Origin of the sequence: Sediminibacillus albus (genome assembly GCF_900101125.1) — a bacterium.
Lineage (GTDB): Bacteria > Bacillota > Bacilli > Bacillales > Amphibacillaceae > Sediminibacillus > Sediminibacillus albus.
In genome coordinates this window covers 1-14,100 of the sequence record NZ_FNFL01000003.1, presented here as the reverse complement: position 1 = coordinate 14,100, position 14,100 = coordinate 1, and the positions used below count along the sequence as shown (strand labels likewise).

Sequence of the window (14,100 nt, the reverse complement as noted above, 5' to 3'; positions counted from 1 at the left end):
AATGCTCTTCCGTTTTGGGAGTGCGAGGGATGTAAAAACAAGCCACCAAGTCGGAAAAACGATTTGGTGGCTTGTTTAACTTAATACAATCTCTTAAATCCATCAAAATGGCTTTTCCAGTAGGAATTATCAAGACTGGTGATTTTGACGCCGTTCGATTCTGCGTGGATAAATTGATTGTTACCGATATAGATACCTAAGTGAGAGATACCGGCACGATATGTTCCTTCAAAGAATACTAGATCACCTAACTGCGGCTTGTTTACATAGTAGGAACGGTTATAATATCCGTCACTTGAGTATCTGCCGATGCTTTTGCCGGCTTTGTTGTATAAATAGTAAATAAAACCGCTGCAATCAAATCCACTTGGAGAAGATCCGCCCCATACATATCCAAGACCAACAAAGCTTTTCGCTTCACTGATTAGCTTGGTAACATTGTAGTCCACGGTTTCTGATTCTACCTCTGTTTTCGGTGTTTCTTGCTTTACATCCCCAGAGCTGCCATTGACCTTCAAGGTTTGTCCAACATAAATTGTATCAGAAGAAAGGTTGTTCCATTTTTTTAGATCGCTGACAGAAACGCCATACTTGCTGGCTATTTTGCCTAAGTAATCGCCGGAAACTACTTTGTAAGCAACAGAACTCTTTTCCTTCGCAGGTTCTTGTTTCTTGTCTCCATTGGAGGTTTTTGAATCTTTACTAGTGTTAGAGCCTGGTTTGGAAACAGTAAATACGTCTCCCGGATAAATCAAGGTGGTAGACAGGTTGTTCCATTTCATTAAATCGGATAATGAAATGCTGTGTTTAGCAGCAATCTTACTGAGGGAGTCTCCCGATTTTACTTTGTATGTACTAGCCTTCGTGGTCTTTTTCGGTTTATCCTCCGCTTTGGATGAAGTTGAACTGCCATCAACTTTCAATACTTGATTGGGAAAGATTATGTTGTTATTAAGCTTATTCAGTGACTTTAATGAATTGACTGAAGTGCTATGCTTTTGGGCTATCGACCAAAGCGAATCTCCTTTTTGCACCTTATAAGTAGCTGCCTCGACGGTTGCCCCGTACGAAGATGCAATCACTGCAGTGGCAGTAATCGACAAAATTGTCTTTTTCATTCCACCAATCCCCCTTTTTTCCGTATATTTACAAGATTTTCTATTAGATTAGTATAGCATATGTTACAAAAATTCAGTGTTTTGTTACATAAATGTAATATTAATATAAGTTAGAAACTTATTCTTAATAAACACTTACAGAAATAGTAAAGAGAAAGCCTATTAAAATCCATGAAATTCTGTTATAATCTATCAAGATTAATAGATATTTTAGCGAAATTTGTCTAAAAAACACAGAAGTTTATTATATTGCGGGGAAAATTATGTCAAAAAAAATACTTATAATATCTCAACATTTCTATCCCGAAATTGGAAGCGCAGGGAACAGGATGAAAAATATTTATTCTATGCTAAAAGATAAAGGGTTAAAGGTGAACATTCTGACAACTGATCCAACATACCCTTTAAGGAACCTATATAGCGATGAAACATTCTGGAATGACGAGCGTTTAAACAGGGATCAAGCAAACATCCATCGGGTTAATGTTAAAAATAAAAAGTATTCCAGAAGTATTTGGAATAGGTTATATTATTATGTCGAAATAACACTTAAAATGATTTGGTTTATTCTCCGTTCAAAAAAAGATTATGATATGGTGATTGCGACATCCCCGCCTATATTTATCGGTATAGTTGGTTTGATAGGGAAAATACGCTTTAAAGCAAAGTTTCTATTAGATGTACGTGATTTATGGCCGGAATCATTAAAAGGAGTAGGTGTTTTTAATTATCCTCCTATAATATACGGATTTAGAAAGGTTGAGAAAAAGCTTTATAAATCTGCAGATAGAATTTTAATAAATAGTAAAGGTTTTAGTGAGTATATCACTGCTATTTCCCCGTCTTTTGAGGATAAAATAACTTATATTCCTAATGCTGCAAAAAAAGAAGAAGTGCTAACACCAAAGTATGCGGACAATTTAAATTTTAAAGTAATTTATGCTGGCAACATTGGATTAGCTCAAAATGATAGGCTCTTATTGGACCTTGCTAAGGAGCTTAATGAGAAAAGCATTGAAATGACTATTATAGGGTATGGGTTGAAAAGAAGAGGCTTACTAGAAGATATTGAGCAAGAAGGCTTAAGTAATGTTAAAGTTTTGCCACCACTTACTCGTAATGAATGTTTTGATTTAATCTCCAAACACCAAGTTGGAATTGTCACTCTTGTGAAGAGCGATGTTTTTAAGACGGTTTTGCCTGGTAAAGTCATTGATTATATGACTTGTGGAGTACCAATTGTTGCTTCTGTTTCTGGATTTTCTAAAGATATCATTAATAGAGAAAAGGTTGGATTTGTTTCTGAAACTCAAGATGTAGAAGGAATGCTAAAACATATTGATTACCTCTATAAAAACCCTAACAAGAGAAGAGAATTTGGCTTGAATGGACAAAAATATGTTGAAAAGAACTTTTTATGGGAAAAAAACATTAATACTTTGATAAATATTATAAATCAAGAAATTACAGATAAATCATTATGTAAGGTAGGTCATCAATGAATAAAAAAGTTTGTATGTTTGTTTGGAATCACTTTACCAATGATGCAAGAGTATTAAGAGAATGTACCGCGTTATCCGAAAGCGGCTATAAAGTAGACCTTATTTGTATTCACGATCCTAAGGATAATGACTTGCCGGTTTTTGAAGAACGGGATGCTAATTTCTCTGTCTATCGTGTAAGAAGGTATCCAATGTTATTGGAATTAATGCAAAAGGTGTACCGCAAAAGCTTACGAGATAAATTCTTTGGCCTTATTTTATTTTTAATTTGGTTGTTCCTAATGTATCTAGGTCCAATTATTACCGGAATTGTTACTGTTATAGGTCTTTTATTATTAAAAACTAAGCTAAAAGTATTATGGATAAGAGGTAGCATTCTGTTTAGGATGATAGCTAAAGGGTTCCAAAAGAATTATGATATCTATCATTCTAATGATTTAAATACTCTGCCTCAAGGATATCTTTGTTCAAAAATTCGCATAAGAAAAAAAAGATTAATTTATGATTCTCATGAAGTCCAAACTAGCAGAACTGGATATGACACAAAGTATTATGGCCTCCTAGAGCATTTTTTGATAAAAAAAATTGATGATATGATTGTAGAAAACCATACTAGGGCAAAGTACAATCAAGATTTTTATGGGTTTTATCCTTATGTAGTACACAATTACCCTTTTATCCAAAAAGATAAACATATAAAGAAAGCCCCCTTACATTCTATCTTGAATTTACCGCCAAGTGAGAAAATACTTTTGTATCAAGGTGGTATCCAAGCGGGAAGAGGGTTGGAAAAATTAATTAAGGCAGTACCTCTATTTAAAGAAGGTACACTTGTATTAATAGGAGATGGCCGGATTAAGCCCGCCCTCGAGACTTTAGTAGAAGAAATGGATCTCAAGGCAAGAGTTAAATTTTTGCCGAAAGTCCCACTACAGGATTTGCCCAGCTATACTAGTAACGCATATTTAGGTTTTCAAGTTTTGAATAATACTAACTTTAATCATTACTCAGCTTCATCCAATAAACTCTTCGAGTATATGATGGCGGGTGTGCCTGTTGTTGCTTGTAGTTTTCCTGAAATAATGAAGGTAGTAGAAGGAGAAAAAGTTGGTCTCTGTGTAGATTCACACGATTCTTCATCCATAGCTTTGGGAGTCAATGAACTTATAGAAAATATAGAATTGCATCAAGAAATGGTTAAAAACACGAAGACCGCAAAACTAAAATATAATTGGGGAACGGAAAAAGTTAATTTACTTGAAGTTTATAGCAGTTAGGAATGTTAATATTTTGTTAACCGAACGAGGGGTAGGGGGAGAATTTATGAAAAAGCCGCTAGATCGAATATCTGAAGCGTATTTTAATAAAATGGGCACGAAATTTGGAGAAAAAGTCAGAAAACGAATCCATTGGGTATGCGAAAATTCTAAAGGAGAAAAAATTCTTGATGTAGGATGTTCGCAAGGTATTACTTCTATATTATTAGGGAGAGAAGGAAAGCAAGTCTTAGGAATAGACTTGTTAAAGGAATCAATAGAACATGCAGACAATTTGCTAAGTGATGAAGCTGAAATTACGAAGCAAAATGTGGAATTTAAAACAGCTAATTTCATGAATTTCGATTTCGGTGAGGAAAAATATGACACTATTATAATGGGTGAGATTTTAGAACATATTACAGACCCGCAGAGGTTTATTAAAAAGGCTTCCCAATTACTTGCGGATGATGGGCAGATTGTTATCACCGTTCCTTTTGGGATTAATGATTACTTCGACCACAAAAAAACCTACTTTTTAGAAGGGTTAATAAATCTTCAACTAGATAATATAAAAATCAAAAATGTTAACTTCCTAGGAGAATGGGTTGGAAGCATATTGACCTTAACAGATGAACAACCGGAAAAAAAAGTTGTTGATACAAGATTGTTGAAAAAATTTGAAAGTGAAATTTTTAATCGAGAAAGAAATTTTTTGAGTACTATTAAGAAGTTAGAAAAGGAAATTATTGAGATACAGGAAGTTGAAAAAAAATCCAGTCATTTAAACAAAGAATTAAATACCAAGCATGACATAGTAAAGAAAAAAGATTTAGAAATAACTCAATTGGAAAATAGAGTGCAAAATTTAAGTCAGGAAAGTGAAACTATCAGAGCGGAAAACACTCTTTTACAAGAGGAAAAGAAAAAATATAAATACCAATATGAAGAACAAAAAAGACTTAACCAGGAAAACAACACGAGAGAAGAGTTAGTAGGTATTTTTAAAAAAGAAAATGATTTGTTGAAAACTGAGGTAAAAAAGCAACTAGATTTGCGAGAGAGAGAACTGAAAGAATTGGGAGATATTCAACATAAACATTACGTATTGGAAAAAAGGTATTTAGCTCTTTATGATTCCTTTTTGGGTAAAGTTACTCTAAAATATTGGAGATTCAGAAAAAAGTTAAGTAATATCTTTCGAAGAAGCAAAGGGGTAAGTAAAGCATGACGATCAATATTAAGCAAAGGTTAAAAGCTATACAAGAAAAGAGATCATGGATCAATAAAAGAAATCCCGGCATTCTCTACTCAGAACTAAGCCACGGTTCCCACTGGTATAAGAATACAAAATATAATATTCACTATAATGAGAAAAATAACTATATTGATGTTGATATTCCCTCAAATGAACACAGTTATCTAAACTACTTGGAAAAGAGTTCCAATTTCGATGAAATACCCAACCATTCGGTGACATACAAGGCTGGAAATAAGGATAATTTAGTAGTGTTCGAAGGAAATAAAACAGGGGATTTAATTGTAGAGTTATTTATCATTGGTTATAGTAGAAATGGAAGAATAGAAACATATAGTGTACCACTAAATGATCGTAGAGAAATTACCTTTCCAGAGAAAGTTGAGAAACTTAGACTTGCACTTAGACTTAAAGGAAGGGGCAAGTTTAAGATAGATAATCTTTGTTTAAATAATAATAAATTATGGCTTATAAATGATGAAAAAGCTTATGGTAAATATTATCCATTGGATTTTTATGGTTGGTACGCTCCTAAGACCCCTGAACTTATTTATAATAAGGAAGATAACCTATTTCAAGCAAATTTTGATGTGCACAGTAACTTTTCTTATTTAGTTTATGATGAACCAAATACAAATTTTGAAACCATTTATGGAAATGGCATTCCGATTACCGAGGATACATTATCAGTGTACTTTAATGGTCAAAAATCAGAAAACGTTGAAATCAAGCTAGTAATAATATTATACAGTGGCAATAAAAAACAGACCAGGTTCGAAGTTGAGTTAAATGAGAGAAAGCTACTGAAGATGCATGAGGAATTTGATCATATGAGATTGGCTCTGCGTGTATCGGGAAGTGGAACTTTTAATGTAGAAGAAATAATAATAAACAACGAAATATATTGGTGGGGTCAAGAACTCCCTCAAAGCAAAAAACATATCGAAATAGAATGCCAAAAAAGTTACCGTCTGACTAATGAGACGTTAATTGGGTGGAAAAGGCAAGATGATAAAATAAATTATTCCTTTAAATATGATATTTTTCATTCTAAATTAAAGGGAAACCAATTTGTACATTTGACTTGCATAAATGAAAATAACACTGAATTTATAACGCCAGAAAAAGGTATGAGTTATACAATACACCCCACTGGAGAAATCTACAGGGATACAAAGGTTTCCTTGTTAGTTATTGGAATTAGAGAAGGTACTTCGAAGATAATAGGAGAGGTACCATTTAATGAAGGTGTAGATTTCGTTTTTGAAAAAAACATTAATTCTATAATGTTTTTGGTCAGAGTAATGGGCCAAGGACTGTATAAGAACTTGGAAATAAATATAGACGAAAAACCAATTGAAGTTACAAACAGTATGAAATTAGATTTATCTAATATTGTTTGGCACCCAACTTCGAAAAAAAACATCAAACTAACTTCTGAAAATAATAGCTTAGCAGGAAATATTAATATCCCTGATGGGAAGCATTTATATATAGCCTATAAAGAAAATAATACAAGCTTTGGGAAATTGCCAACGACACTATTAATGAGTGTTCAAAAAGGATATGAATATGAATTTTCTGTTCAGTCTCAGGCTAATGATGGAGTTAACCTGTTACCAATGTTTATAGGATATTCAAATAATAAAAAAATACAAGTCTTACAGTTGAAACCTAATTCATCTACCAAAATAAAACCCTTGCCTGAGGTCACGCAATTTAGAATTGCTCTAAGGGTGGCAGGGCAGGGTGACTTTAAAATTAATGAATTCTCTATTAAAGAAACAGAATCCGTTAAAAATGATAAAACTATAAAATATGTGGATAAATACGAGGTGGATAAGTTAGACCTATTACCTGCAAAGCCTTTGAATAATTTGAAAATGGCTGTGATTTTCGACGAATTCACCTATGCATGTTATAAACATGAATGTAATCTAATAACCTTCACACCCGATAATTGGTTAGAGGTGCTGACGAGTGAAGAGCCCGATTTATTAATGATTGAATCCGCTTGGAATGGTAATGGGGGGGCTTGGAATAAAAAAGTAGGGGATTATGGAGAAGAAAATATGAAGCCACTTAATTCCTTAGTAGAATGGTGTAAAGAAAAAAATATCCCAACAGTTTTTTGGAACAAAGAAGATCCTGTTCATTATAATAGATTTATAAAAACAGCCAAAAAGTTTGATTATATATATACCACTGATGAAAATATGATTGAGTTTTATCAAGAGAGTGTAGGGCATAGTAATGTTTATGTGTTACCTTTTGCGGCACAACCTTTAATTCATAATCCGATTAAAATAGTTAACAAAAGAGAAAGAAAAGCTTGTTTCGCAGGATCGTATTATAGACATCATACTGAAAGATCAGTCGATATGGATAGGTTATTAGATTCTGCTTCTAAATACGGATTGGATATATATGACAGGAATTATTTAATGACGAAGAAAGGGCTTATGCCAAACCATCAATTTCCAGAAAGATTACAACCTTACATTAAAGGAAATCTTAAGTATTATGAGATAGACAAGGCTTATAAAGGTTATCAGGTGATGATTAATGTTAATACTGTAAAAGATTCACCAACAATGTTTTCTAGACGAGTTTTTGAAGGGTTAGCTTGTGGCACGCCTGTAATAAGCACTTATGCAAAAGGAGTTCAAAATTTCTTTGGTGATTTAGTGGAAATGAAAGAAGATTCCGAAGAGTTAGACAAGTCTTTTCGTAATATATTGGAGGATGAAGCTTTTTATAATAAAAAATCTATAACTGGCATTAGAGAAGTACTCACTAAGCATACGTACACAAATAGGATAAGCTCTATAGTAAATAATGCTAAGTTAAACTTTGATTATCAATATCCGCAGGTAAGCGTAATTGCTTTTGCTGCTACGAAGCAGGAATATGAACAAATAATAAACCAATATGAACGGCAAAATTATGCAAACAAGAAGTTGCTTTTATTAGTTGATACTTTCGAAGGGTATCTAGAATTGTTCAATACTCACAATGATAATAGGGTTCAAACATTTATTAGGAGTTATATGCACAATTACAATAATATTTTGGAATGGATTGACACACCATATGTAGCATTTTTTTCTAATAAGGATTATTATGGGAGAAATTACTTGAACGACTTAATGCTTAGCACATTATATACTGACAGTGACTTTATTGGTAAGTCAAATTATTTTACGGTAAATAAAAGAGGTATAATTGAAATGAATAATGGAGAGGATTATACATTTGTTTCAACGTTATCTCCATCTCGATGTGTAGCAAAAACAAGTTCTTTTAGTAGTGATTCTCTTGAAAGGATATTAATGAAATTTTCAAGCGGAGAAGATTTATCTGAATATTTCAGGTTTGGAAATCGATTTTATAGTGGTGATAAGTTTAATTATTTGGAAGGTGGAAACAAAGAATCCCCAGGAGAAAATTTGGGAAATGAAATAGAAGCCTATATAGAGATTTGAGGTAAGTTTATGAAAAAAGTAAAACTATTATTTGCAGGTCACGATTTAAAATTTGCAAATAACTTAATAAAGTATTTTGATTCTGATGAAAATTTTGAAGTGAATATAGATAAGTGGACGGGGCATTCTAGCCACGATGAAGAACATAGTCTTAGAATGGTTCAGTGGGCTGATTTAATAGTTTGTGAATGGGGGCTCGGTAATGCTGTATGGTATTCACAGAATAAGTTGCCCCAACAAAGATTAATTGTGAGAATGCATATGCAAGAAGTTAACACAAACTACCCCAAACAATTTGATTTAAATAATATAGATAAAATAGTAGCGATATCACCTTATGTTTATGAAGAGTTTTTTAGAGTTTTCAAATTCCCAAGGCAAAAGATGACTATGATATATAATGTGCTAGATACAGAAAAGTTTAATATACCTAAATCCGAATCTAAATATAACTTGGGATTTATAGGGATGAGTCCCAAAATGAAACGTCTGGATCTCGCTTTAGATATACTAGAGAAATTATGGTATAAAGATTCTAATTATAAACTTTTTATAAAAGGGAAGAAACCTGAAGAATATCCATGGCTTTGGAAAAAAGAGGATGAAAAGGCTTATTATCAGCAGTTATATGAACGAATAGAAAAAGCTCCATGGAAGGAATCAGTTAAATTCGATGGTTATGGAGATGATATACCTGAATGGCTTACAAAGATAGGTTATATCCTTTCGACTAGTGATTTTGAAAGCTTCCACATGGCACCAGCCGAAGGAATGGCTTCAGGAGCATTTCCTATTATCCTAAATTGGGATGGTAGTAACACTATCTACCCAAACGAATATCTTCTTTCATCAGTAAATGAATGTGTTGACAAAATATGGCAGGTAAAGAGAAGTGAAGAGCAAGTGAATAATACCCAAGAATACGTAAAGAAAAATTTTGATATTGAAAAAATAGGAAAAGAATGGAAAGCGCTTATTAGCAGTTTGCTATAGGGAAATAGAGCTAATTAATCCATCTAGGAGGAATAATTAATAATGAGAATAAATACAATGGGTTTAGGATATATTGGGCTACCAACATCAATTATGTTTGCTAAACATGGGGTAGAGGTTGTAGGAGTGGATGTAAAACCGGAAGTTATTGAATCTTTGAATTCAGGTAAGATTCATATTGAAGAACCGGGTCTACAAGAAGCATTAGAAGAAGTTATTGATCAAGGAACTTTCAGAGCAGCTTTAAAGCCTGAAAGTGCTGATGCATTTATTATTTCAGTTCCGACTCCAAACAATGACGATAAGTATAAGTCAATGGATCCAAGTTATGTACTAGGTGCCATAAAAGCAACACTACCCGTACTCCAAAAAGGTAATGTGGTAATTGTTGAATCTACTATTGCTCCTCGTACAATGGATGATTTTGTAAAGCCAGTAATTGAAGAAGCAGGTTTCATTATTGGAAAGGACATTTTCTTAGTTCACTGCCCAGAACGCGTGCTTCCAGGACAAATTATGCATGAACTGATATATAATAATCGTATTGTAGGAGGGATCACTCCTGAATGTACGGAAGCGGGAGCAAGGATATATGGTACATTTGTCCAAGGTGAAATACTTAAGACAAATGCTAAAACTGCTGAGATGTCTAAATTGATGGAAAACACCTATCGTGATGTCAACATTGCACTTGCAAATGAACTTACAAAAGTTTGTAATGAATTAGACATTAATGCTTTAGACGTTATTGATATGGCAAATAAACACCCTAGAGTGAATATGCACACACCAGGACCAGGAGTGGGAGGTCACTGCTTGGCTGTAGATCCATATTTTGTTGTCTCGAAGGCACCAGAAACAGCTAAGTTGATTAGCTTGTCCAGAAGTATCAACACTTCTATGCCTAACTATGTAGTAGATAATATTAAAACTTTGATGGAACAAGTAGGGGGTCAGGTTCTTACTGTATTAGGGTTGGCCTATAAAGGAAATGTCGATGATATTCGTGAAAGTCCAGCGATGGATATATTTGCTACTCTTAAAGCAACGACAAAATATGAAGTTAGAGCATTCGATCCACATGTTCAAAATGAATGGGTAGAGCAAGACTTGGAAAAGGCTGTAGGAGGATCTGATTTAGTAGTAATACTTACTGATCATAATGAGTTTAAGGAAATGGATTTGTCTAAATTAACCACTATGAAACATGCTAGAATCTTTGACACAAAGAATGTAGTTTCCAAAACACCTGACGAAATTGAATATATTAATTTTGGAAACCTTTATAACCATGTTAAACAAGTGTATATACCTGTATGAAAACGGTAATTAACATTATAAATCAGCAGTTGTTCCACTTCCCTTTGATTATAAGACTTGCTTTATATGAAACCAAAAGCAAATATCAGATGCATTTTTTGGGTGTTTTGTGGCAATTTATAAACCCCTTGCTACAAGTAGCGGTGTATTGGTTTGTATTTGGAGTGGGTATTAGAAACGGGATTCCTGTGGAAGGGACACCTTTTTTTATATGGCTGCTGATGGGACTAGTACCTTGGTTTTTTATTAGTCCCACGATTGTACAAGGTTCTAATAGCATTTATAGTAAAATAAATCTTGTTTCCAAAATGAAGTTTCCGGTGAGTATATTACCTTCTATAACGATAGTAAGTAATATTTTTGGATTTTTAATTACTGTGATTATTTTAGGAATTGTTATGTTTATATATAGAATTCCTGTTAGCATTTATGCTTTACAATTACCTTACTATTTGGTTTGCTTATTTTTGTTGTTATATTCTATTACACTTTTCACTTCAACCATATCAGCACTAATAAGAGATTTCCAATTATTAATTCAAACCTTAATGAGATTACTTTTTTTTATGACCCCCATTTTATGGAGTATCGAGGAATTTCCCGGGCGTTTTCACACATTAATTGAGTTGAACCCATTTGCATATATTGTGAACGGATTTAGGGAATCTTTACTAAGTGGTAGTTGGTTTTATGAAGACTGGAGATACACAATCTATTTTTGGTCGTTTACATTATTAATTTTATTTGTAGGTTCACTTCTGCATGAAAATTACAAAAATAAGTTTGTCGACTACTTATAGCAGGAGGTTATTATGGAAAAACCCATAGTAAAGTTAACTAATGTATCAAAATCTTATAATTTATATAAAAGGAAATCAGACCTGTTATTAGAAATGTTTTCATATAAGCAGGATAAAAAGACATTTTCCGCCCTTAAAAACATATCCTTTGAAGTTTATAAGGGAGAAACAATTGGAGTTATTGGAATTAATGGGTCTGGAAAGTCGACCTTGTCGAATATTCTTGCCCAAGTTGTACCTGCTTCTGCAGGTGAGATTGTAATTAATGGAGACCCATCATTAGTTGCTATCTCAGCAGGTTTAAATAACTTTGTGACTGGCAGAGAAAATATAGAGTTAAAGTGCTTGATGCATGGTTTGAAAAAGGAAGAGATAGATGAAATAACTCCAGATATTATTGAATTTGCGGATATAGGAGATTTTATCGATCAACCTATTAAGAATTATTCAAGCGGGATGAAATCAAGGCTGGGTTTTGCCATTTCTGTGCATATACAGCCTGATATTCTAGTTGTTGACGAGGCTTTATCTGTAGGGGATTCTACTTTTTATAAAAAGTGCCTAGATAAATTTGAGGAGTTTAAAAGTGAAGGAAAAACAATATTCTTCATTAGTCACTCGCTTCCTCAAGTTCAAGCTATATCTGATAGAATCCTGTGGTTGAATTTTGGAGAAGTTCAAAATTTTGACCAAACGGAAACCGTGGTAAAAGAATATAAAACCTTTATTGATTGGTTTAATGGGTTAACAACAGAACAAAAAAAGGAATATCGAAGCCAAAAATTGCGTGGGCAAATTAGGAAGGGGAATAAACATTATCCTTCTGGGACAAGAAATCTTTCTAGGCGAAAAAAAAAGCGGCGTGAAAAGAACCCAATGATCCAACTCAGTCTCTTAATCGCACTCTTTTTATTTAGTACGCTGCTTATGTTTGTTGATAATCCAGTTCAAGCTATTCAACAAGGGTTGGAAAATATAAACAATGAAGAAGCGCCAGAAAAAATAGAAGAAGCCAGTTCCTCACATGCTGGCTATTCTGGAGTCGAAACAAATTACACAGCTTGGATAAATGTAGAAAAAACCTACTTATATAATGATGTGAACTTTGTAAATAAACTTAAAGAATTATCCTTTGGCAGCAAAGTAAAAGTTATCGAAAAGATGGAACAGGATTCTATCTTTAGAGTGGAAACGGGAGGGGTAACAGGTTATCTTACAAATGACCACTTCGTTGTTCTTAAAGAAGATGAAGTAGCAAGTAATTTGAAACTAGAGGACTTTATAGAAATATTTCCAGATAGATTTGCAGAATCCTATGAATTCTTCTTCGCTTTTCTAGGTAGTGATGTAAATGAAATGAAAGAATCCACTAACGGAATTACCGAAGAATATGATGAGAATGGATATAAAATTTATGAATTTGCATATGAGGACATGGCGTATATAGTTAATGAAAATGGGAAAGTGAACGCCATTGAAATAGAAAACTTGGATTTAAAGCCATCTCTCATTAAGGATATTTCTAATGAAGTAAAAATTAAGTCTACCGATGGAAACTTATATCATCTTAAACTAGATGATTACATTGTCGATATCAATACCAAATCAGGTCTTATCCAGTTTAAAGTAGAGTAATTTTACAGCACGTAATCCATCCGTTTTCCGGATGATGTTGCGTGTTTTTTTTAACACCAAGAGAACACAACTTCATTTTACTATTGAAAAGAAAAGGCTTAAAGAATCTCTAAATAATTAGAAATAGAGGAGGGCATTTTACTTCTGCTTGTTTTTTAGATGAAATAGAAAGGAATAAAACCATGAAAAGAAAAATTGCTTTTATAATTAGTGTTTTATTAGTATTCTTAGTTGCTCTTCCGCAAGTGTTTTCGGCAAATGGTGAAAGTGAAGGATTGGAAATATTCCATGCAACTACAGTTATTAATTTAAATGATCAATTTTCACTTAATCCAAATGTTTACTTTTATGGGAAGGAAAACGATTATGAACTAGAGATACAATATGGTGGAGGGGAATTTAGCATTCCCATCGAAAGCGTACAAAAGGCTGAATTTTCGGATACTGAAAAGCCCTCTTATCAAACACTACCTCCTGAAGGAAGCTATGCTTTAAAAACTATCGATGAGGGGGATACAGTTTATTCAACTAATTCTTCTCCCGAACATAAATTAGACATAATTAGTTCCAGTGAGTATCCAGTTTATCAAGATGAGAACGGCGAAAATGTCATCTACATAGGAAATACCGCCTTTTTTTACGAGGAGAAAGAGGATATTGTGATGACCGAGGATGACTCCTCGAAAACTACTGGGGGAGAAACAGAAACTACCACCACCGAGGAACAACTCAC

Annotated in this window: 10 protein-coding genes; 9 read left to right on the top strand and 1 reads right to left on the bottom strand. The window is 33.4% G+C overall.

The annotated features are described in order from the left end of the window. Nucleotides 1-80: 80 nt before the first annotated feature. Nucleotides 81-1,118: a LysM peptidoglycan-binding domain-containing protein gene (locus tag BLR93_RS09220; RefSeq protein ID WP_093213524.1), complete on the bottom strand. Its 1,038-nt coding sequence runs from the start codon at nt 1,116-1,118 to the stop codon at nt 81-83. A 263-nt stretch (nt 1,119-1,381) separates the two neighbouring features. Here BLR93_RS09220 and BLR93_RS09215 point away from each other — a divergent pair, with 263 nt between their 5' ends. The 9 genes from BLR93_RS09215 to BLR93_RS09175 form a co-directional block, all read left to right on the top strand. Continuing rightward, on the top strand, nt 1,382-2,620 hold the full coding sequence (locus BLR93_RS09215) for a glycosyltransferase family 4 protein (protein ID WP_093213522.1): 1,239 nt from the start codon (nt 1,382-1,384) through the stop codon (nt 2,618-2,620). Then, nucleotides 2,617-3,897 (top strand): glycosyltransferase, encoded by a 1,281-nt coding sequence (locus BLR93_RS09210; RefSeq protein ID WP_093213520.1) that lies wholly within the window; start codon nt 2,617-2,619, stop codon nt 3,895-3,897. Before BLR93_RS09215 ends, BLR93_RS09210 begins: the two co-directional genes overlap by 4 nt. Before the next feature lie 46 nt (nt 3,898-3,943). Beyond that, nucleotides 3,944-5,107, top strand: coding sequence for a class I SAM-dependent methyltransferase (locus BLR93_RS09205; RefSeq protein WP_093213518.1), 1,164 nt, complete (start codon nt 3,944-3,946; stop codon nt 5,105-5,107). Next, nucleotides 5,104-8,619, top strand: a complete 3,516-nt coding sequence (locus BLR93_RS09200; protein WP_093213516.1) for a CgeB family protein — start codon at nt 5,104-5,106, stop codon at nt 8,617-8,619. The genes BLR93_RS09205 and BLR93_RS09200 overlap by 4 nt, the downstream gene beginning before the upstream one ends. 9 nt (nt 8,620-8,628) lie before the next feature. Continuing rightward, complete coding sequence (locus BLR93_RS09195; RefSeq protein WP_093213513.1) at nt 8,629-9,612, top strand: glycosyltransferase family 4 protein; 984 nt, start codon at nt 8,629-8,631, stop codon at nt 9,610-9,612. Between the two features lie 42 nt (nt 9,613-9,654). Then, a complete protein-coding gene (locus tag BLR93_RS09190) occupies nt 9,655-10,932 on the top strand; it encodes a nucleotide sugar dehydrogenase (protein WP_093213511.1) in 1,278 nt (425 codons plus the stop codon). After that, on the top strand, nt 10,929-11,732 hold the full coding sequence (locus tag BLR93_RS09185) for an ABC transporter permease (protein ID WP_093213509.1): 804 nt from the start codon (nt 10,929-10,931) through the stop codon (nt 11,730-11,732). The genes BLR93_RS09190 and BLR93_RS09185 overlap by 4 nt, the downstream gene beginning before the upstream one ends. A 12-nt stretch (nt 11,733-11,744) precedes the next feature. Continuing rightward, nucleotides 11,745-13,367: an ABC transporter ATP-binding protein gene (locus BLR93_RS09180; RefSeq protein ID WP_093213507.1), complete on the top strand. Its 1,623-nt coding sequence runs from the start codon at nt 11,745-11,747 to the stop codon at nt 13,365-13,367. 182 nt (nt 13,368-13,549) lie between these two features. After that, nucleotides 13,550-14,100: hypothetical protein (locus BLR93_RS09175; RefSeq protein ID WP_139184410.1), on the top strand; the 551-nt coding region annotated here is incomplete at its 3' end.

Bases quoted from the DNA above. Each gene is read 5' to 3' on its own strand.
- BLR93_RS09195 (WP_093213513.1), top strand. From the start codon at position 8,629: ATGAAAAAAGTAAAACTATTATTTGCAGGTCACGATTTAAAATTTGCA.
- BLR93_RS09215 (WP_093213522.1), top strand. From the start codon at position 1,382: ATGTCAAAAAAAATACTTATAATATCTCAACATTTCTATCCCGAAATT.
- BLR93_RS09210 (WP_093213520.1), top strand. From the start codon at position 2,617: ATGAATAAAAAAGTTTGTATGTTTGTTTGGAATCACTTTACCAATGAT.
- BLR93_RS09220 (WP_093213524.1), bottom strand. From the start codon at position 1,118: ATGAAAAAGACAATTTTGTCGATTACTGCCACTGCAGTGATTGCATCT.
- BLR93_RS09200 (WP_093213516.1), top strand. From the start codon at position 5,104: ATGACGATCAATATTAAGCAAAGGTTAAAAGCTATACAAGAAAAGAGA.
- BLR93_RS09180 (WP_093213507.1), top strand. From the start codon at position 11,745: ATGGAAAAACCCATAGTAAAGTTAACTAATGTATCAAAATCTTATAAT.
- BLR93_RS09190 (WP_093213511.1), top strand. From the start codon at position 9,655: ATGAGAATAAATACAATGGGTTTAGGATATATTGGGCTACCAACATCA.
- BLR93_RS09185 (WP_093213509.1), top strand. From the start codon at position 10,929: ATGAAAACGGTAATTAACATTATAAATCAGCAGTTGTTCCACTTCCCT.
- BLR93_RS09205 (WP_093213518.1), top strand. From the start codon at position 3,944: ATGAAAAAGCCGCTAGATCGAATATCTGAAGCGTATTTTAATAAAATG.